At 65.6% G+C, this 19,489-nt stretch carries 16 protein-coding genes; 9 read left to right on the top strand and 7 right to left on the bottom strand.

Translation table 11 applies throughout. The features are described from left to right. Positions 1-101: 101 nt before the first annotated feature. Together MLD63_RS09545 and MLD63_RS09540 are read right to left on the bottom strand one after the other, a co-directional pair. Entirely contained in the window at positions 102-680 is a 579-nt protein-coding gene (locus tag MLD63_RS09545; protein WP_255329680.1) for a COG3650 family protein, read from the bottom strand. Between the two features lie 141 nt (positions 681-821). After that, positions 822-2,201, bottom strand: coding sequence for an L-serine ammonia-lyase (locus MLD63_RS09540; protein ID WP_255329971.1), 1,380 nt, complete (start codon positions 2,199-2,201; stop codon positions 822-824). Between the two features lie 205 nt (positions 2,202-2,406). Here MLD63_RS09540 and dusB point away from each other — a divergent pair, with 205 nt between their 5' ends. From dusB to MLD63_RS09505, 7 genes are all read left to right on the top strand, one after another. Next, the gene (gene dusB, locus MLD63_RS09535) at positions 2,407-3,429 is read left to right on the top strand and encodes a tRNA dihydrouridine synthase DusB (RefSeq protein WP_255329679.1); all 1,023 of its coding nucleotides are present in this window, start codon (positions 2,407-2,409) and stop codon (positions 3,427-3,429) included. Continuing rightward, on the top strand, positions 3,426-4,544 hold the full coding sequence (locus MLD63_RS09530) for a two-component system sensor histidine kinase NtrB (RefSeq protein WP_255329678.1): 1,119 nt from the start codon (positions 3,426-3,428) through the stop codon (positions 4,542-4,544). The genes dusB and MLD63_RS09530 overlap by 4 nt, the downstream gene beginning before the upstream one ends. A gap of 11 nt (positions 4,545-4,555) precedes the next feature. Further along, positions 4,556-6,025 (top strand): response regulator, encoded by a 1,470-nt coding sequence (locus tag MLD63_RS09525; RefSeq protein WP_255329677.1) that lies wholly within the window; start codon positions 4,556-4,558, stop codon positions 6,023-6,025. A 75-nt stretch (positions 6,026-6,100) separates the two neighbouring features. Then, positions 6,101-8,401: a sensor histidine kinase NtrY-like gene (locus tag MLD63_RS09520; protein WP_255329676.1), complete on the top strand. Its 2,301-nt coding sequence runs from the start codon at positions 6,101-6,103 to the stop codon at positions 8,399-8,401. Then, positions 8,398-9,786: a nitrogen assimilation response regulator NtrX gene (gene ntrX, locus MLD63_RS09515; RefSeq protein WP_255329675.1), complete on the top strand. Its 1,389-nt coding sequence runs from the start codon at positions 8,398-8,400 to the stop codon at positions 9,784-9,786. The genes MLD63_RS09520 and ntrX overlap by 4 nt, the downstream gene beginning before the upstream one ends. 76 nt (positions 9,787-9,862) lie before the next feature. Further along, on the top strand, positions 9,863-11,239 hold the full coding sequence (gene trkA, locus MLD63_RS09510; protein ID WP_255329674.1) for a Trk system potassium transporter TrkA: 1,377 nt from the start codon (positions 9,863-9,865) through the stop codon (positions 11,237-11,239). A 7-nt stretch (positions 11,240-11,246) separates the two neighbouring features. Beyond that, positions 11,247-12,869 (top strand): potassium transporter TrkG, encoded by a 1,623-nt coding sequence (locus tag MLD63_RS09505; RefSeq protein ID WP_255329673.1) that lies wholly within the window; start codon positions 11,247-11,249, stop codon positions 12,867-12,869. 62 nt (positions 12,870-12,931) lie between these two features. Here MLD63_RS09505 and MLD63_RS09500 read toward each other — a convergent pair whose 3' ends face one another. Then, positions 12,932-13,621: a VPLPA-CTERM sorting domain-containing protein gene (locus MLD63_RS09500; RefSeq protein ID WP_255329672.1), complete on the bottom strand. Its 690-nt coding sequence runs from the start codon at positions 13,619-13,621 to the stop codon at positions 12,932-12,934. Positions 13,622-13,888: 267 nt separating this feature from the next. Here MLD63_RS09500 and hfq point away from each other — a divergent pair, with 267 nt between their 5' ends. Further along, positions 13,889-14,122 carry an RNA chaperone Hfq gene (gene hfq / locus MLD63_RS09495; RefSeq protein WP_090739774.1) on the top strand — a complete coding sequence of 78 codons (234 nt, stop codon included), beginning with the start codon at positions 13,889-13,891 and terminating at the stop codon, positions 14,120-14,122. Further along, positions 14,123-15,439, top strand: coding sequence for a GTPase HflX (gene hflX, locus MLD63_RS09490; RefSeq protein ID WP_255329671.1), 1,317 nt, complete (start codon positions 14,123-14,125; stop codon positions 15,437-15,439). It begins immediately after the preceding gene. Positions 15,440-15,729: 290 nt separating this feature from the next. On the opposite strand, the gene MLD63_RS09485 is transcribed toward hflX, so the two are convergent. The 4 genes from MLD63_RS09485 to MLD63_RS09470 all read right to left on the bottom strand — a co-directional run bounded on the left by MLD63_RS09485 (position 15,730) and on the right by MLD63_RS09470 (position 19,478). Further along, positions 15,730-16,641 (bottom strand): carbohydrate kinase family protein, encoded by a 912-nt coding sequence (locus MLD63_RS09485; RefSeq protein WP_255329670.1) that lies wholly within the window; start codon positions 16,639-16,641, stop codon positions 15,730-15,732. A 92-nt stretch (positions 16,642-16,733) separates the two neighbouring features. Further along, positions 16,734-16,979 carry a hypothetical protein gene (locus tag MLD63_RS09480; protein WP_255329669.1) on the bottom strand — a complete coding sequence of 82 codons (246 nt, stop codon included), beginning with the start codon at positions 16,977-16,979 and terminating at the stop codon, positions 16,734-16,736. Positions 16,980-17,045: 66 nt separating this feature from the next. After that, positions 17,046-18,329 carry a TFIIB-type zinc ribbon-containing protein gene (locus MLD63_RS09475; RefSeq protein ID WP_255329668.1) on the bottom strand — a complete coding sequence of 428 codons (1,284 nt, stop codon included), beginning with the start codon at positions 18,327-18,329 and terminating at the stop codon, positions 17,046-17,048. Positions 18,330-18,338: 9 nt separating this feature from the next. Then, the gene (locus tag MLD63_RS09470) at positions 18,339-19,478 is read right to left on the bottom strand and encodes an SPFH domain-containing protein (RefSeq protein WP_255329667.1); all 1,140 of its coding nucleotides are present in this window, start codon (positions 19,476-19,478) and stop codon (positions 18,339-18,341) included. Positions 19,479-19,489 lie beyond the last annotated feature (11 nt).

The raw sequence follows: 19,489 nt of genomic DNA, 5'->3' as shown, positions 1-19,489 counted from the left end.
TCATGGGGCGTTGTGCCCGATCATAGCGAGTGGTGCGCGAACGGGACAGCCCGGCGCGTGCAAGGGGAACGCGGCTGCGCCCTCGCGGCCACAGGATTGGATCACCCTGCCGTCGCGGCGGAGGGTGCGTCCGCGGCTGCCGCAGCTTCTGGGGCGGGCATCTGACCAGCGGGTGCCGCGCAACCGGAACTCATGCGGCCGCCGATCTTCAGCTGCGCGCTCATCGGGAAGCGAGCGCCCGACATGCTGTCCACGCAATCCTGTCCGCGGATCGTCAGTGCGAAGACCTGACCGTTCAGCTCGCCGGCGTATTCGACGCCCTGCGCGAAGACCAGGCGGCGCACGGCGATGCTGCGGCCAGACTGATTTTCCGGCGTCTTGTAAACCGCCGTGCCGCCAGAGACGTCGACCAACCAGAACGGCTCGTTTCCGCGCGCCGTGAAGGCTGCCGTGTTCAGCGTTTCGGAATCGGCGTTGACCGCAGGTTTCCGCGCGCCACCGGCAACTTCGATCGCCTGATCCAGCGGCGAGACCGCGGGGGGACCGGAATATTGCGGCGTGGCTTCAACCGTCTCGGCCTCGCCCAGGCCCAGGCCGGACCGCAGGTCGGTCATAGCGGTTTCGCTGCACGCGGCCAGCATCAAAGGCATCGCCACAATCAGAAGTGGGCGGAAGATCATCGCAACATTCCCTTGCGCTTGGGTAGGATCACTGTCTGCCCAGCGTTAACAACTTCGAGCGCCGATGGGCAAGCAGGATCAGGGCAATTGGCCGCTTCGTGACCGATGGGCGCCGATCCGCGCGTGTGGGATGATCAGGGCTCAGCAATTCGGAACGTTGACGGCCAATCCGCCAAGCGAGGTTTCCTTGTACTTGTCGGCCATGTCGCGTCCGGTCTGGCGCATCGTCTCGATCGCGGAATCAAGCGGAACGAAATGGCTGCCGTCGCCTCGCAGGGCAAGGCTTGCCGCACTGACGGCCTTGATCGCACCCATCCCGTTGCGTTCGATGCAGGGGACCTGCACCAGCCCTGCGACCGGGTCGCAGGTCATGCCCAGATGATGTTCCAGCGCAATTTCGGCCGCATTCTCGACCTGCTCGGGGGTGCCGCCCATGACAGCGGCAAAGCCCGCGGCCGCCATGGCGCTAGCGCTTCCAACCTCGGCCTGGCAGCCGCATTCCGCGCCCGAGATCGAGGCGTTGGTCTTGATCAACCCGCCGATCGCCGCTGCGGTCAGCAGGAAGGTCGGCAGATCGCGCTCGGACGCGCCGGGAACGTGGTCGAGCCAGTAGCGGATCACCGCCGGGATGACCCCTGCCGCCCCATTCGTCGGCGCCGTCACAACCTGTCCACCCGCGGCGTTTTCCTCGTTCACCGCCATCGCGTAGACCGACATCCAGTCGTTGACGACATGCGGCGCGGCCTGGTTGGTCCCACGCTCTGCCAGCAGACGTTCGCGGATCGCACCGGCGCGACGTCGGATCGACAGGCCGCCTGGCAGGGTGCCGCGGCCTTCAAGCCCCCGATCCATGCAATCGCGCATGACCTGCCAGATCCGGTCGATTCCCTCGCGCAGTTCACGATCGCCCAAGCGCGTCAGTTCGTTGACCTGCTTCATCTCTGCGATTGACTTGCCCGACTGTGCAGCCATGCGCAGCATCTCGGCCGCGGACTTGAATGCATAGGGAACGGTCGCCGGATCCGCGGCGGCGATATCGGGCGCGGCCTGCATCTCAGCCTCGGTCAGCACGAAGCCACCGCCGATCGAGTAGTATGTCTCGGACAGGATGACGTCGCCCTGTGCATCGGTCGCCTGCAGGATCATGCCGTTGGCATGACCGGGCAGGGTGCGATCATAATCGAAGCGCAGATCGCAGTCAGGATCGAAGGCCAGCTCGGGTAGCCCCTCCGGTGTCAAAGTCCGGCTCTCGCGGTTCGCGGCCAGGACGCTCTCGGCCGCATCTCGGGTGATCGTCTCGGGCGTCAGCCCGGCCAAGCCGAGGATGACCGCGCGATCGGTCGCATGGCCCTTGCCGGTAAAGGCCAAACTGCCGTGCAGACTGGCGCGCAGCCCGCTGGCGCGGAACGGTTGGTCGCGCAACGCATCCAGGAATTGCGCGGCGGCCACCATCGGTCCCATCGTGTGAGACGATGACGGGCCGATGCCGATCTTGAAAAGGTCGAAGACCGAAAGAAACATTGCCAGTCGCTCCTGCTGCAGGCTTGTCATGCCATCGGGCCCCATGCCGCACTATATCCGAAGCGACCACTTGCGACACGTTTGTATGCCCGATTATAGGGCATTCTGCGTATAGAAGAGGCAGAATTGCAGGCGTGTTGATATGCTCTCGGTTGTGCCGTGATGCCTGCTTGAGCCTGCTCCGTCGCTGTTGAAAGGAAGGCACATGCGAATGCCGGAACCGATCCGACTTGCCGATGAGACGCTGTGGCCGCCGGTTTTTCTGGCGCCGATGGCGGGCATCACTGACCTGCCGTTCCGCCGCGCGGTGGCACGGCACGGTGGCGCGGGGCTGATGGTCAGCGAAATGGTCGCGTCGTCGGAAATGGTGACGCCCCGCCCCTCGACCCGCGCCGCGGTGCGGGCCAAGGCGCTGACCGAAGGCGCGGGCGCTGTCAGCGTCCAGATCGCCGGTCGCGAGGCCGATCCGATGGTCGAGACAGCGCGGATCGTCGAAGGAATGGGCGCACGGATCATCGACATCAACATGGGCTGCCCGGCCAAGAAGGTGACGGGCGGCCTGTCGGGCGCGGCGCTGATGCGCGATCTCGATCATGCGCTGCGGCTTGTCGATGCGGTGGTGGGCGCCGTCGCGGTGCCTTTGACGCTGAAGATGCGGCTTGGCTGGGACAGCGATTGCCTGAACGCGGCCGATCTGTCGCGTCGTGCGGCCGACGCCGGCGTGCAGATGTTGACGGTCCACGGCCGGACGAGGGCCCAATTCTACAAAGGCAGCGCTGATTGGGACGCGATCCGTACCGTCGCGAACCTGCCTGCGCGTCCGCCGTTGGTCGCGAACGGCGACGTGGTGGATGCGGCTTCGGCGCGCAAGGCGTTGTCCGCTTCGGGCGCCGATGCTGTGATGGTCGGGCGCGGGGCGCAAGGTGCGCCATGGCGCGTGGCGCAGATCGCGCATGAGGTTTTTGCGGCGCCTGCGCCGACCCTGCCAACTGGCGCTGCCCTCGCCGACGCGGTCGCCACGCATTACGAGGATATCCTGTCGCTCTACGGGGCAGAGCTTGGCCTGCGCGTCGCGCGCAAGCATCTGGGCTGGTACGCCGATGCAAATGGTGCGCCGATGCGGGCCGACATGCTGCGCGCCGATACGCCCGCCGAAACGATGCGCCTGATTGCCATGGCTTTTGCCGATGCATCGGGCACGCCTATAGATACAGCCGAGGCCGCATGACCTGCGCGCCGCCGCCTGATTTCGTCAAAGCCGCACCCGGCCCGGGATGGGAAGCGCTGCCGCTGCCCTCTTTGATCCTCGACGGGCGGGGACGCATCGCGGCGCTGAACGAAGCGGCAGAGGTGTGGCTGAACCTGTCGCGGCGATCCGCGCTTGGTCGGACGCTCGAAGGCGAGGATCTGAGCGGTCGCCTGCAAGTGACGCCGCCTCTGGCTCCGCTGCTGCATCGCGTAGTCGAAGGAGACGAGGCGCTGTACCAGCCGCATGTATGTTTCGAGATCGGCGACCGCGCGGGCGGTCATCAGGACCGGATGGCCACGGTCCATGCCGGGCCTTTCCCGGGTGCCGGCGGCGGGGTCATGCTCACGATGGTCGCAAGTCCCGATGCTGGCCAGCGCCCGGTGAAGACGGCGGCCCGCAGTGCGATCGGCATGGCCGAGATGCTGGCGCATGAGATCAAGAACCCTTTGGCCGGAATCCGCGGCGCCGCACAGCTGATGGCGATGAACGCGTCCAAGGAAGACCGCGAGATGGCCGACATGATCGTGGCCGAGTCCAAGCGCATCGTGGCGCTTCTGGAGCAGGTGGAACGGTTCGGCGACACCTCGGCCCCCAATCTTGCGCCGACGAACGTCCACGACGTTCTGGAGCAGGTTCGCCAGTCGGCGCTGGCGGGGGTGGCGCGGGGGCTCAGCGTGCAGACCGATTACGACCCGTCGCTGCCCCCGGCGCTGGCCGATGCGGACAAGCTCATCCAGGTCTGCCTGAACCTCGTCAAGAACGCCGCCGAGGCGCTGACTTCGCCTGCGGCTGCGGGGCGCGGCGGCACGATCCGTCTGCGCAGTTTCTATGACCACGGCGCGCGCGCGCCCATCGACGATGCCGGCCATCCCGGCCGTCCACTGCCCCTGCAGATCGAGATCGAGGATGACGGTCCCGGCCTGCCGCATGCCATCGCGGATCAGGTCTTCGAACCCTTCGTTTCGGGGCGCGAGAACGGCACCGGGCTGGGGCTGGCGCTGGTTTCCAAGATCATCACCGACCACGGCGCCGGGCTGCGCGTCGAATCGCGGCCCGGACGAACGGTCTTCCGGCTGTCGCTGCCCAAGGCCTAAGGAGAAGTTTCATGGACGGAACCGTTCTGATCGCGGATGACGACCGCACCATCCGCACCGTGCTGACGCAGGCACTGACCCGGGCCGGCTGTCGCGTCCACGCCACCGGCTCGCTTGCGCAGCTGTCCCGCTGGGTGGACGAGGGGCGTGGCGACCTGGTCATCACCGACGTAATGATGCCCGACGGCAACGGGATCGACCGGATCCCCGCGATCCGCTCGGCCCGGCCAGAACTGCCGGTCATCGTGATCTCGGCCCAGAACACGATCATCACCGCGATCAGGGCGAACGAGGCGGATGCCTTCGACTATCTGCCCAAGCCCTTCGATCTGCCCGACCTGATGAGCAAGGCCGGTCAGGCGCTGGCCCGACGGCCGCGCAAGGCAACCGACAGCAGCCAGCAGACAGGCGACACGGTGATGCCTGCCGCCGATCCCGCGATGCCGCTGATCGGTCACGCGGCCTCGATGCAGGCCTTGTTCCGCATGGTCGCGCGGGTGTTGAACGCCGATCTTCCGGTGATGATCGCGGGCGAAGCGGGGGTGGGGAAATCGACCATCGCGCGATCGTTCCACGATCTGTCGGACCGAAAGGACAATGGCTTCGCGGTCCTGACTTCGGCCGATGCAGATGAAGAGGCAATCAGCCGCGCTGGCGCCAAGGCTGCCGGCGGCACGCTGGTGATCGAAAATCCGTCCGGCTTCGATGCCGCCGCGCAGGCGCGTCTGATCGGCATGGTCGAGGCCTGGGAAAGCGGCCGCGACCGGCTGCGAGCCCCGCGCATCGTGTCGACCATGGGGCCGGACCCGCAGGCCGATGTCTCGGCCGGGCGCATCCGCTCGGATCTTTACTATCGGCTTGCCGGCGTCTCGATCACGGTGCCGCCGCTGCGCGCGAGGGTCGATGATATCGTGCCGCTGGCACGTCATCTGCTGGCGCGCGCAGCGAGCCAGGGGCTGCCCGACCGGATGCTGTCAGACAAGGCGGCCTCGGTGATCCGCGCGCATCCTTTCCCGGGCAACGTCCGCGAACTGGAAAACCTGATGCGCCGGCTTGCGCTGACCTCGGCCGAGGAGTCGATCAGCGAGGCTGAGGTGGCGGATGTCTTATCCCAAGGCAGCGCCTCGGCGATCCCTGTCACCGTCGCGTCCGTCAGCACACGCGAGCCCTCTCCAAGGGGCGAGCCGCAACCGTCGATGCCTTCGCTGCAACCCCTGCCGCCCGCCGGCGCGAAACTGTCGGATTCCGTCGAAGCGCATTTGCAGCGCTATTTCGACCTGCATGGCGACCGGCTGCCGCCGCCCGGCCTGTACGACCGCATCTTGCGCGAGATCGAGAAGCCCTTGCTGCAGGTCGCGCTGGACGCGACGGGCGGAAACCAGCTGCGTTGCGCCGATCTGCTGGGGATCAATCGCAATACGCTGCGCAAGAAATTGACCGACCTGAATATCGAGGTGACAAGGCGTCGCAAACTGATGTAAAATCGCCACAGATTGCAGCGTCGAAGTCACGCCGCTGCAACAACGAACGCCGCGGAGACGGCGGGTGGCGAGGCGATGACGGGCAGTTTGGCGGACCACACTTTCGACAGGCTGGCGCGGCTGCGTCGGCGACGTCAATTGCAGGGCGGTGCGGTCATCGGCGTCGTGGCGGCCGGCGCAGCACTGGCGATCGCGACGCTGATGGTGTTGGGACCATTCAGTGGCGAGGCGGCGAGCCGGTCGCTGCGCATGGTCCTGCTTCTGGATCTCGCCTACCTCATCCTGCTACTTGGGGTCGTGCTGGCGCGTCTGGCGCGCTTGGTCGCGGCACGTCGCGCATCCGCCGCAGGATCGCGTCTGCACATGCGGCTTGTCGGCATCTTCGCGTTGGTCGCCCTGGTCCCGACGGTGCTTGTCGCGCTGTTCGCGGGACTTCTGGTCAATATCGGGCTTGAAGGCTGGTTTTCTGACCGGGTGCGGCAGGTCGTCACGACATCGCAGGCCGCAGCCGAGGCCTATCACGAAGAACATCGGAGCGACCTGACCGAGGATGCGCGTCTGCTTGCAGGCGTGCTGACGCAGGCGGGACGCGAAAACCCGCTGATCGAGGACGGTGAGCTTCGCGTCTTGCTGTCGCAGGGGCAGGGGCTGATCCAGCGAGGGCTGCGCGAAGCCTATGTCATCGATGGTTCGGGAGAGATCCGCGCGCGCGGTGAGCGCAGCTATCTGTTCTGGTTCGAGCAGCCCAGCTCGGCCGAACTTGACCGGGCCCAGGCCGATGGTCTGACCTTGATCGAGGATTGGCAGAACAACGAATTCCGAGCGCTGGTCGCACTGCCGCCCCTGGCTGACCGCTACCTTTACGTCACGCGCGACGTGGACGGAAAGCTGCTGAGCCTGCTCGATGACACCCGCGCCACGGTGGGTGATTATCGCGAACTGGAGCAGACACGGGGTCAGGTTCTTTTCGAATTCTCTCTGGTCTATCTGGGCTTCGCGCTGTTCCTCGTCGCCGCTGCGATCTGGCTGGGCTTCTGGTTCGCGTCACGCCTGTCGCGGCCGATCGGGCAGCTGGCAATCGCGAGCGAGCAGGTTGGGCGCGGAGACCTGGACCTCCAGATCCCCTCGGCCGAGACCGGCGACGAAATCCAGACCCTAGGTGAATCCTTTAACCGCATGACGCGCCAGCTGAAGGCGCAGCGCGAGCAGCTAGTCGACAGCTACCGGGCGGCGGACGAACAACGTCGGCTTTTCGACAACGTCCTGTCATCGGTCACCTCGGGGGTGATCGGTCTGGACGCAGCGGGCGAGATCGATTTTCTGAACAAATCGGCGATGCGCATCCTCGACCTCGATGCGGCGCGCGACATCGACTCGCTTTTGTCCGAGGCCGTACCGGAATTCGCACCGCTTTTCGAAAGGCTGTCGGCTTCGGTCGCCGAGGCGGTGCAGGATGAGGTGCGTCTGAATCGCGAGGGAAGGGTGGAAAGCCTGCTCGTGCGGATGGCCGTCCGGCGCGGGGCCGAGGGCGCGCTGGAAGGTTACGTGGTCGCGTTCGACGATGTGACGGAACTCGTGTCCGCGCAGCGGATGGCCGCGTGGGGCGACGTTGCCCGCCGCGTTGCGCATGAAATCAAGAACCCGCTGACCCCGATCCAGCTGTCGGCAGAGCGACTGCGCCGCAAGTTCACCCCACTTGCGAACGATGAGGATCGCGCAAGCCTGGACCAGTATGTCGATGTCATCACGCGCCAGACGGCCGATCTGCGCCGGATCGTGGACGAGTTCAGCCGCTTCGCACGGATGCCCGAGCCCGACCGCGCCGAGACCGATCTTGCGCGCCTGCTGCGCGACGCGGTGCTGATCCAGCAAGATGCCCTCAAGGGTGCAATCGTGGCAAAGATCCCTGATCAGCCGGTGATCGTCGACTGCGATGCAGGCATGCTGGGTCAGGCCTTCACCAATCTTCTGAAGAATGCGGGCGAGGCGATCGACGAGCGGGCGGACGCAAGTCCAGGGGATGACTGGACGCCGCAGGTCCGGGTCACGATGGAGGCGTCGTCCGACATGGTGTCGATCACCGTGACCGACAACGGGATCGGGCTACCCTCGGACCGTTCGCGGCTGTTCGAACCCTATATCACGATGAAATCGCAGGGCACCGGGCTGGGCCTGCCCATCGTCAAGAAGATCATTGAGGAACATGGCGGCAGCCTGACGCTGACCGATGCCGAGGGGCACCAGGGCGCGACCGCGATCATTCGCCTGCCGCGCGAGCGCAATCCTGTCAGGTTGAGCGCGCGCAGCAGGGCAAAAGCCGGTCGCGAAGGCGGCCATAACGGAAAAACCGGCAGGGAACAGGCAGGGACGACATGAGCGATATTCTGATCGTCGACGACGAACGCGACATTCGCGAACTGATCGCGGACATTCTGAAGGACGAAGGTTTCACGACCCGCGTCGCGGGCACGTCGGATGACGCGCTGAACGAATTGAACGCAGCGGAGCCTTCGCTTCTGGTGCTGGACATCTGGCTCAAGGACAGCCGGATGGACGGGATCGATATCCTCAAGCACGTGAAGCGTAACAATCCCGACGTTCCGGTGATCATCATCTCGGGGCACGGCAACATCGAGATCGCGGTCGCCGCGATCAAGCAAGGCGCCTACGATTTCATCGAAAAGCCGTTCAATATCGACCAGTTGATGGTGGTGGTGAACCGGGCGATGGAAACCAGCCGTCTGCGCCGCGAGAATTCCAGCCTGCGGCGCGGCAATGGTGGTTCCGCCGAGATGCTGGGCCAGTCGCCGGCCTTCAAGCGCTTGCGCGACAATCTCGACAAGGTGGCGAAATCGAACGGGCGGGTGATGCTGACCGGTGAGCCTGGCGCGGGCAAGGAAATGGCCGCGCGCTACATCCATACGCATAGCCCGCGGAGCGGCGCACCGTTCATCACCGTTTCCTGCGCAACGATCGAGCCGGAGCGCATGGAAGAGGTGCTGTTCGGACGCGAGACCCCCGAACGTGGGGTCGAGCCGGGACTGCTTGAGCAAGCCCACGGCGGGGTGATCTACTTCGATGAGGTCGCCGACATGCCCGTGGGCACCCAGCCCAAGATCCTGCGTGTGCTGACCGAACAACAATTCAGCCGCGCGGGAGGGACAGACAAGGTGCGGGTGGATCTGCGCGTCATCTCGTCCACCAATCGCGACCTGGCGATGGAAATCGCGGCGGGTCGTTTCCGGCAGGAATTGTATGATCGGCTGAACGTGGTTCCCGTGCCTGTCCCGGCCTTGGCCGAGCGGCGCGACGACATTCCGCTGCTGGCGCAGCATTTCATCGAACGCTGCCATGCCGATCAGGGGCTGTTCCAGCGCGAGCTGCCCGACGAGACGATCGCTGCCCTGCAGGCGATGCGCTGGCCGGGCAACATCCGCCAACTCCGCAACATGATCGAGCGGGTGCTGATCCTCGCTGAAGGAACCGGGCCGATCATGCCCACCGAGCTTGAGCCGCAGGGCCGGTCGAACGCCGACGGCGAGCCGCTGAGCCTTGGTCCGCAGGTGACGGCGATGGCGCTGCGCGAGGCGCGCGAGATGTTCGAGCGCGAATATCTGCTGGCCCAGATCGGGCGCTTCGACGGCAACATCAGCCGCACCGCGCAGTTCGTGGGGATGGAGCGCAGTGCCTTGCACCGCAAGCTGAAATCGCTGGGCGTCGTCGGTGGCGTCCGGATCGAGGAAGAGATGATGGGCAAGTGACACCGCGGGTGCCAGCGTTGCCCTTGGGCCGCCGCTCGCCTAATCCTCGTGCAGACGGTCGCGATCGGGGATTCGCATGAAGATCATCATCTGCGGCGCGGGTCAGGTCGGCTGGCAGATCGCGCGGCACCTGTCAGGCGAACAGAACGACGTCACCGTGATCGATACCAGCGGCGAACTAGTCCGCCGTGCGACCGAGGCGCTGGACGTCCAAGGCATCACCGGTTTCGCGAGCCATCCCGACGTGCTGGACCGGGCGGGTGCGCGCGACGCCGACCTGATCATCGCCGCGACCCATTCGGACGAGGTGAACATGGTCACCTGCCAGGTCGCGCATTCGGTGTTCCAGATCCCGCGCAAGATCGCGCGGCTGCGATCTTCGGCCTATCTCGACGCGATCTATTCGGACCTCTACCGCACCGATCACCTGCCGATCGACGTTGTCATCAGCCCCGAGCGCGAGGTCGCAAAGGCTGCGCTGCAGCGTCTGGCAGCGCCCTCGACCTTCGATGCCGAGACATTCCTGAACGGCGAGATCCATCTGCTGGGCATCCTGCTGGAAGACGATTGTCCGGCGCTGAACACCCCCTTGCGCCAGCTGAACGAAATCTTTTCCAGCCTCAGCGCCATCGTCGCGGGCGTGCGCCGCGAGGGGCGCCTGTTCGCGCCCGAGGCCGGTGACCAGCTTTTCGCGGGCGACCAGATCTATGTCTTCACCCGTGCCAGCGATGCAGGGCGCACGCTGGAGGTGTTCGGCAAGCCAGCCGAAAAGCAGGAACGGGTGGTCATCATCGGGGCAGGCAATGTGGGCCTTGCCGTGGCCCGAGAGCTTGAGGCGAGGCCCGACCGCATCCGCGCCAAGATCATCGAGCGTGACCGCGGACGGGCAGAACAGGCCGCCGACTCGCTGGAACGGACCATTGTCCTGAACGGCGACGGATTGTCCGCCGAATTGCTGGAAGAGGCCGCGGTGCCGCGTGCCGATGCCGTGCTGGCGATCACCGACGACGACAAGACCAACATCCTCGCCTCGGTCCGTGCCAAACAGGCGGGCGCGGGGATGGTCATCACGCTGATCAACGACCCGACGCTGGTCCCGCTGATGGGGGCGCTGGACATCGACGCCTACATCAACCCGCGCGCCACGACCGTGTCGACCATCCTGCGCCACATCCGCCACGGCAGGGTGCGCGACATCTATTCCATCGGCGACGCCGAGGCAGAGGTGATCGAGGCACAGGTTCTGTCCACCTCGCCGATCTCGGGCCGTGCTGTGCGCGACATCGATTTCCCGGAAGGCGTGCTGATCGGCGCGGTCAAGAAGGGCCAGGATGTGCTGAAGCCGCAGCCGCAGATGCGTATCGACGAGGGCGACATCGTGCTGATATTCGCCCTCGCCAAGGACGTGCCCGAAGTCGAGAGGCTGCTGCAGGTCTCGATCGACTTCTTCTGAGGCGACCATGACCAGGATTCTCATCCGTCTGCCGCTGTTCGTGATCCTGATCGGGGTCGGCGCCTTGGCAATGATGCTGCCTGCCGCCTACGCCTCGGCCATCGACGAGGAAGAGATCGCGCGCAATTTCTTCTATTCCGGCACGCTGTTCCTGATCCTCAACGCAATGATTGCGCTGGCAAGCGCTTCCCGTCCCACCGAGTCGCAAGCGCGTTCGCTGCTGCTGACGCTGGTGGGCGCGATGGCTTTGCTGCCGGTCATGCTGGCGGTGCCATTCGCCGAAAGCCTTCCCGATACCGGCCTGTTCAACGCCTGGTGGGAAATGGTGTCGTCGATCACCACGACAGGGGCGTCGCTTTACGCGCCCGACCTGATCCCCGCACCGCTGCATCTGTGGCGCGCCACCGTGGGATGGATGGGTGGATTGTTCATCCTAGTGGCCGCCATCTCGATCATGGCGCCGCTGCGCGTGGGCGGGTTCGAGATCCTGACGTCGCCCTACGGCCGGAACGAGCGGTTCGAGCGGCTGCCCGAAACCGCGGACCCGTATGTCACCCCGAACCACATGTCGCATCCGCAGTTTCACACGGAACTGGCCGATCCGGTCAATCGCGTCATCCGAGCGTTTCAAGCGGTCACCCCGATCTATGTCGGGCTGACGGTGGCCCTGTGGGTGGTGTTGCTGCTGCTGGGTGACAGCTCGCTTCTGGCGCTGTGTCGGGCGATGGGCACACTGGCCACCTCGGGGATCTCGCCCGTGTCGGTGTCCGGCGAAAGCTCTGGCGTCTTGGGTGAGATGGCGGTGTTTCTGTTTCTGGTGCCAGCCCTGTCCCGCAGGTTCTGGCCGGGCGGTGGCGAGCTGCGGGCGACGGAACGCATGCGTGACGATCCCGAACTGCGGCTGGCGGCGGCGGTGGTCGGACTGGTGGCGCTGGTGCTCTTCGCGCGGCACTTCATCAGCTACATCGAGGTGACGCGGCAGGCCCGCGAAGGCATCCTCGCGGAGCTGGCCCGAGCAGCGGGGGCGGCTTGGGGCGGGCTTTTCAACGGACTCAGCTATTTGACAACCACCGGCTGGAACAGCGTCGAATGGCAGGGCGCGCGCAACTGGTCCGGTCTGACTGCGCCGGGCCTGATCCTTGCAGGCCTTGCCATCTTCGGCGGCGGCGTAGCGACGACTGCGGGCGGGGTGAAGCTGCTCAGGGTCTATGCCTTGGCGCGGAACGGTGAACGCGAGCTGGAGCGGATCATCCATCCTCGATCCATCGCGGGCGGTGGGCGTATGGCGCGGCGCATCCGGCGTGAGGGCGCCTATCTGGCCTTCATCTTCTTCATGCTGTTCGCGATGTCGATCGCGGCGGTGATCGCGCTGGTCTCGATCCAGCGGATCGAGATCGAGACGGCGACGATCCTGTCCATCGCCGCGCTGACCAATACCGGACCGCTGGCGGGGACCATTCCCCTGACACCCTCGTTCGAGGGTACGGCCGGGATCGCTTCTGCCCCGTGGGAGGGCTGGTCGGGCCTGTCCACCTTCACCAAGTCGATCCTGGCGGGTGCGATGGTGGTGGGGCGGCTGGAAACGCTGGCGATCCTTGCGCTGTTCACGCCGGAATTCTGGCGACGCTGAGCACAAAAGAGAACGGGCACCCGCCAGGGTGCCCGCGTCAGTTCATCGAAGTTGCAGGCCGCTCAGGCTTTCTTGGCCTTCCGGCGGGCAATCCCACCCAGCCCTGCAAGGCCGCCGGCGAGCAGCAGAACGCTGGCCGGAACCGGAACGGCCGACGGCGTCGCCGACAGCAGGTCCTGGCCTTTCGGCGTGCTGGTCGACTTGAAGAAGGTCAGGTCGTAGCTGCCGGTCTGCTTGCCGGTCAGACCCGACAGGTAGCTCTTGGCTTGGTTCATGACGGCGGAACTTGCCGTGGCGCTGAAAAAGCCCTTGGACAGGTCGAAGCCGTTCTTGCTGGTATCCTCGGTCACGATTTCCCACAGCGCCAGCTGGAAGCCGGCGGCTTGAACGGCGGTCGAGACCGACGCGTAAGCGGTGTTGTAGAGTTTCTGGACCGCCTCGGTCGCCTTGGTCGAGAACCAGCTCGTCTGGGTCGTGTCATATTTTCCCGGCGGGGTGCCGAGGGTATTGTAGACATCGATGCAGAAGGTTTCGAACTTGGTGCCAGAGACCTTGTCCTTCAGCATGAACAGGCCGGCGAGCACGTTCGTCGAAGAGCCGCCTTTCGTGATCTTCACGCCATCCTGGTAAAGGTTCTTCGAACCCCAGACCGTGCTGCCCTGGTTGACCAGATCGATCGTCGCGGCCTGTGCCGCACCCAGCGAACCCGCCACCGCCATCACCGCGCCGACGAGCGCGAACTTGATATTCATTCCCATTTCACAAACTTTCCGACACAGAACTGGTTCAAAGAACTGGTTACACCACACGCAGATTTGGCGGCCGATAAACGCAAGAGCCGTCAATAGCGCATTCAATACAAGTTTATGTCTGCGGAACTACCTGTTCTTTCGGTCAGGTCGCGCGCGATCCAAACCCCGAGTCGCATTCCGGTCACAGGTCGGCGGGGCGCTTGCATGGACGTTTGCCGTGACCTAAATATTCAATCATACAGGCCTGATAACAACACGGGAACGACAATGGCTGGTGACAAGCAGAACCTTCAGGACGCCTTTCTCAATCACGTCCGCAAGGCCAAGGTACCGGTCACGATCTTCCTGATCAACGGCGTCAAGCTGCAGGGCGTCATCACGTGGTTCGACAACTTCTGCGTCTTGCTGCGCCGTGACGGACAATCTCAGTTGGTCTACAAGCACGCGATCTCGACCATCATGCCGGGCCAGCCGATCAATCTGTACGAAGGCGAGGACTGATTGGCCGAACCCACCTCGACCGAGGCAAGGCCGACCCGCGCCCATGTGATCCATCCTGACATCGGCGGCGCGCGCGGCCAGCGACGCGAGCCCGATCTGGCTTTGGCCGAAGCGGTGGCGTTGGCTCATGCCCTGCCGGGGCTGGAGATCACCGGCGCCGAGGTCGTCAAGCTGCGCGCGCCGCATCCGGGCAAGCTGTTCGGCAAGGGCAAGCTGGCCGAGATCGGCGTGCGACTGGCCGAGGAAGAGGTCGATCTGGTGCTGATCGACGGGCCGGTCAGTCCCGTTCAGCAGCGCAACCTTGAAAAGGAATGGTCGGTCAAGCTTCTGGATCGGACCGGATTGATCCTTGAAATCTTTGCCGATCGCGCCCGCACGCGTGAAGGCGTGCTGCAGGTGGAACTGGCTGCGCTGGCTTATCAGCGCACGCGGTTGGTTCGCGCGTGGACGCACCTTGAGCGGCAGCGCGGCGGCCTGGGCTTCGTCGGTGGACCGGGTGAGACGCAGATCGAAGCGGACCGGCGCGCGATTGACGAGCAGATGACGCGGTTGCGCCGGCAGCTCGAGAAGGTCGTGCGCACCCGTGGGCTGCACCGGGCCGCGCGGGCCAAGGTGCCCTATCCGATCGTCGCGCTGGTGGGCTATACGAACGCCGGAAAATCGACGCTGTTCAACCGGCTGACCGGCGCCGAGGTCGAGGCCAAGGACATGCTGTTTGCGACGCTCGATCCGACGATGCGGGCTATCCGCCTGCCCGGAGCGGGACGGAAGGATCAGGGACGGCAGATCATCCTGTCCGACACCGTGGGCTTCATCAGCGACCTGCCGACCGAATTGGTCGCGGCCTTTCGAGCCACGCTGGAAGAGGTTCTGGAGGCCGACCTGATCTTGCACGTGCGCGACATCAGCCATCCCGAGACCGAGGAGCAGGCGGAGGATGTCGCTGAAATCCTTGAAGGATTGGGCGTGGCCGAGGATACGCCGACGATCGAGGTCTGGAACAAGATCGACGCCTTGTCGCCCGAGGCTCATGATGCGCTGATCCGCGCGGATGCCCGCCACGAGGATGTCGAGGCGGTCAGCGCGCTGACCGGCGAGGGGGTTGAGACGCTGATCGCGTCGGTCGATGCGCGGCTGGCCGAGATCCTGGACGAACCGCGACGCGATGACGTGGTGGACCTGCCATTTTCGGATGGAAGGAGACGCGCATGGCTGCATCAGGCGGGCGTCGTGCGCCGGGAAGAACCGCGCGAGAACGGGCAGCGTCTGCATCTGCGCTGGACCGACCGGCAGAAGGCGGCCTTCGAGGCGCTCTGACTTTCTGAACAAAGGGTTAATTTCGCGTTGCGATCTGGTGGATCGCACCGTTCGCCTGCGTTGCGCAACGGCGTCGCGGAACGATGCGTCTTCGGCCAGCATTTGCTGGGTTTCGAGAGTCACAAGGCGTACACCGCGCGTACACAGGCTGTACACAACCTGTACACAGGCTGCGAACGTGCGGTTCAGGAAGCGTTAAGCGTTCCCGGCTGCGCCGGGATGCCTCCGGCGGGGATATTTTCCTGACGGATGAGGGATTTAGGCGCAGGTCAGGGTGTTGCGCGCTGATGTCAGCCCAGTTCGTGCGCCCAGGGTGGGTTCGCGCCGTGGCGCGAGACGGTGATCGCTGCGGCGCGCGCGCCGAGCGTCAGCGCGTCACGAAGCTGGCCGGGCGTGATGCCGGCGAGGCCAGCTTTCGACAGCACCTTCTGCTCGTTCAGGCTGGCGAGGACCCCCGCGTTGAACGTGTCGCCCGCGCCGATCGTGTCTGCGACCTCGACCCGGATGGCGGGAGCGCTGACCGTCTCGCCCGACCACAGCGCGCGTGCGCCGGATGCACCGCCGGTCTGCAGCACGATCGTCGGTCCCAGATCGAGGACGCGACGGGCCGCGTCCTCTGGCTTGTCGTCGGGATAGAGCCATTCCAGATCATCGCCGGACAGTTTCACGATGTCGGCCATCGGGATCAGCCGGTTCAGGCGGGCGCGGTAGGCATCCGCATCCTGGATGAAAAAGGGGCGGATGTTGGGGTCCAGCATCACCGGCAGGCGATCGTGTTCGCGCGCGATAAGCGCTTCAACCGCCGCGCCGCAGGGATCGGGAACAAGACTTATGCCGCCCGCGAACAACGCCGATACGCTGTCGGGCAGCGGTGGAACGTCTTCGAGCGCCAGCATCCGGCCGGCAGAGCCTTCGTCGTAAAAGCTGTAGCGTGCCTCGCCCCCGGTCAGGGTGACGAAGGCCAGCGTGGTCAGCCGGTCGGTGCGCGGGCAAAGGCCGGTTTCGACCCCCGCTTCGGCCAGCGGGCGCAGCAGCTGCTCGCCGAAAAGATCGCGGCTGATCGGCCAGAAATATCCGGTCGTCTGACCGAGCCGCCCGAGTGCGACGGTGGTGTTATAGACCGCGCCACCCGACAGCGGCCGGAAATGACCCGACCCATCCGGCACCATGTCGATCAGCGATTCGCCCGTGCACAGGATCATGTGACGCCCCCCATTTGCGGCGGGATGTTAGCGGGTGACAGAGGGGAGGGGTAGGGGGTCGGCGACCGTCCGCGTCGCTGCGGCCCGAAGCGTCAGATCCGGCCAGAGCCTTCCCCTTCGGACGCGCGGGCGCGGCGACGCCAGAACAGGCGGACGGCCAGGACCAGCCCCAGGCAGGCACCGACCAACCACCCGGCGAGGGTCACGAACCCGATGAACAGCATTTCGCCGCCCCGCGCCTGACCCGCCGCCTGCGTGATCAGCAGACAGGCGATCCCAAACGCGACCGCCCCGACTATGGCAGCACCGGCGACGACGACCAGCGCCATCTTGGCCATGAGCACGATCAGGGCTGACCATGTCCGGATTCGGGGAGGGCGCTGGTCCATCTGATCCATGCGGCGCTAATATCCCTGGATGACGTAGCCGCCACCCGGCGCGCGCTGGATCGCGTCCAGCCCGCCACCTGCGTCAAGCCGCAGATAACCCGTTTCGTTCGCCAGCCAGACTGCCGCGGTCGCCAGCAGGATCGCCAGCAGCACCGCCAGGGCGATCTTCCAGACCGAATAAGGACGCTCGCCCTGCACGCGGCCGGACTGGCCGTTGACGATGAAGCGATAGCTTTGGCCGTTGTACTTGTAGGCCGCCGACCAGATCGGCAGCAGGATATGCTTGAAGGTTTCGGCATCGTGTCGGGTGTCGATGCTGGCGATGCGCTGTTCGTCGCCGCCGATCGCGCGGCGGACATCGACGGCGATCACGCCCGCCATTTCCTGCCGGGCGATGGAATGGCCGTCGGCCAGCGGGATCGTGTAGCCCTCGGCCAGGAAGCCCGCGAGATAGTCGGGGCGGTAGGGAACGAGGTGCGACAGGTCCCACGGCGTCAGCCCGTCGGTGAAGCGACGCGGCAAGGACGACGAGGCCAGAACGAGCACATCGTTGAAGTCACGCGCCACCTGACCCGAGGCAGGGCGCCACCGGAGGCGACGGACCTGCTGGGCCACGCGCTGGCTGCGGCCATTGATCGTCTGGGTGGTGTAGACGGTCTGATAATAGGCGTCGCCGCGCTGGCCCGAATAAGCAGAACGGGTGGAGGCATCGAAGGTCCAGAAGGGCGAATAGACCCCTGCCATGCGACGGCCCCTGCGGGCATAGGCGGTCAGGCCCGAAGGCGCGAACCACAGACTGCCCAGCCACTCGTCAAGCGCGGCCTTTGCCTCGGTCTCGGTCAGGACGAAGGGAAGCAGACCCTGCGGCTTGATCCGGCGCGTCTCGCCCGTGTCGGTGACGACAGGCGTGGCGCAGAACGGGCAGGTGGTGGCGTGCCGGGTCTGGTCGACCTCGATCCGCGCGCCGCAATTGGGGCAGGCGAGTTCGCGGCTGGTCTGGGCGAGGTCGCTGCCCGCGTCGAGGCGCAGCCCTTTCTCCAGCGGAATTTCGTCAAGCGAAGGCGCCTTGTGGCTGGCGTCCCATTGCAGCGCGCGACCGGTCGAGGGATCGCGCAGGATCAGCGCCTCTGCCTCCGTCCCTCCGGTCGGCTGGCGTGCGGGGGCGCGGGACGGCCCGTCGCCGATGCGCTGTTCATGACCGCAATAGTCGCAGACCAAGGTGGTCTGGCCGGGCTGGAAGCGCAGCGAGGCGCCGCAATTCTCGCACGGGTACCGGTATTCAGAGCGCGGCGTCGGCATCGCCGCGGCTTAGTCGCTTTTCGGTCTGGCGGGGACCGGGGGCGGCAACATGGTGAAGAGTTGGGCGAGTTCGGGCACGTCGTCAGCCGATTGCCAGCCGTCCTGACCCGGCGTCCAGACCAGCGTGTCGCGGGTGAACTTGCCCTCGGATGCAAGCCGGCCCAGATGGCCGCGTCCATAGGGGCCTTCGGGGCTGCCGCCATTGGCGATGTGCCAGACGGTTTCGACCGCCCGACCGGGCAGGGGTGGGGGCAGGGCGTTCGATGGGGCGGGTTGGGGCGCAGCCCCCCATGGCCCAGCGACCTGCGCGGGGCGGGCGTTCATGCCCATCGCGGCACCCATCGCCGCGCCGAAGCCCGCGCCCGCGCCGCCGTCGTTCTGGGCGGCGTTCAACATCGCTTCGGCTTGCGCATACTGGCCGAAGCGGTTCAGGTCGCCGACGATGCCCATGCTGGTGCGCTTGTCCAGCATAGCCTCGACCGCGTCGGGCAGGCTGATGTTCTCGATGTAGAATTCCGGGATGGTCAGGCCGTAGGCGGCGATCGTGGGGGCGATGGCCTTGGCGACCATCTGGCCCAGCTGTTCGGTGTTGGCCGCCATGTCGAGGACCCGGATGCCGCTGCCCGCGATCATGCGCGAAAATTCCTGCACGATCACGTTGCGCAGCTGGAAGCTGATCTCGTCACGGGTGAAGTCGCCATCGGTGCCGACAATTTCCGCCATGAAGCGGGCGGGGTCGGTCACGCGCATCGAATAGGTGCCGAAGGCGCGGATCCGGACTGGGCCGAATTCGGGGTCGCGCGCGATGATCGGGTTCTTCGTGCCCCATTTCAAATCGTTGAAGCGGGTGGTCGAGACGAAATAGATTTCCGACTTGAACGGAGAGCGGAAGCCGTGGTCCCAGTGCTGGAGCCGCGTCAGGATCGGCAGGTTGTTGGTTTCGAGCAGATAGAGGCCGGGGCCGAAGACGTCGGCCAACTGGCCTTCATGGATGAAGACCGCGGCCTGACCCTCGCGCACGGTCAGCTTGGCGCCGTACTTGATCGCGTTTCCGCGCGTCTCATAGCGCCAGACCATCGTGTCGCGGTCGTCGGCCGTCCATTCGATGACGTCGATGAATTCGCCAGAGAGGAAGTCGAGAATGGCCATGTCGTCCTCCG

It is taken from the genome of Paracoccus albicereus, from assembly GCF_024359525.1.
Classification (GTDB): Bacteria; Pseudomonadota; Alphaproteobacteria; order Rhodobacterales; family Rhodobacteraceae; genus Paracoccus; species Paracoccus albicereus.
This window is presented reverse-complemented; position numbering and strand designations above follow the sequence as displayed.

Bases quoted from the DNA above. Each gene is read 5' to 3' on its own strand.
- MLD63_RS09545 (WP_255329680.1), bottom strand. From the start codon at position 680: ATGATCTTCCGCCCACTTCTGATTGTGGCGATGCCTTTGATGCTGGCC.
- MLD63_RS09540 (WP_255329971.1), bottom strand. From the start codon at position 2,201: ATGTTTCTTTCGGTCTTCGACCTTTTCAAGATCGGCATCGGCCCGTCA.
- dusB (WP_255329679.1), top strand. From the start codon at position 2,407: ATGCGAATGCCGGAACCGATCCGACTTGCCGATGAGACGCTGTGGCCG.
- MLD63_RS09530 (WP_255329678.1), top strand. From the start codon at position 3,426: ATGACCTGCGCGCCGCCGCCTGATTTCGTCAAAGCCGCACCCGGCCCG.
- MLD63_RS09525 (WP_255329677.1), top strand. From the start codon at position 4,556: ATGGACGGAACCGTTCTGATCGCGGATGACGACCGCACCATCCGCACC.
- MLD63_RS09520 (WP_255329676.1), top strand. From the start codon at position 6,101: ATGACGGGCAGTTTGGCGGACCACACTTTCGACAGGCTGGCGCGGCTG.
- ntrX (WP_255329675.1), top strand. From the start codon at position 8,398: ATGAGCGATATTCTGATCGTCGACGACGAACGCGACATTCGCGAACTG.
- trkA (WP_255329674.1), top strand. From the start codon at position 9,863: ATGAAGATCATCATCTGCGGCGCGGGTCAGGTCGGCTGGCAGATCGCG.
- MLD63_RS09505 (WP_255329673.1), top strand. From the start codon at position 11,247: ATGACCAGGATTCTCATCCGTCTGCCGCTGTTCGTGATCCTGATCGGG.
- MLD63_RS09500 (WP_255329672.1), bottom strand. From the start codon at position 13,621: ATGAATATCAAGTTCGCGCTCGTCGGCGCGGTGATGGCGGTGGCGGGT.
- hfq (WP_090739774.1), top strand. From the start codon at position 13,889: ATGGCTGGTGACAAGCAGAACCTTCAGGACGCCTTTCTCAATCACGTC.
- MLD63_RS09485 (WP_255329670.1), bottom strand. From the start codon at position 16,641: ATGATCCTGTGCACGGGCGAATCGCTGATCGACATGGTGCCGGATGGG.
- MLD63_RS09480 (WP_255329669.1), bottom strand. From the start codon at position 16,979: ATGGCCAAGATGGCGCTGGTCGTCGTCGCCGGTGCTGCCATAGTCGGG.
- MLD63_RS09475 (WP_255329668.1), bottom strand. From the start codon at position 18,329: ATGCCGACGCCGCGCTCTGAATACCGGTACCCGTGCGAGAATTGCGGC.
- MLD63_RS09470 (WP_255329667.1), bottom strand. From the start codon at position 19,478: ATGGCCATTCTCGACTTCCTCTCTGGCGAATTCATCGACGTCATCGAA.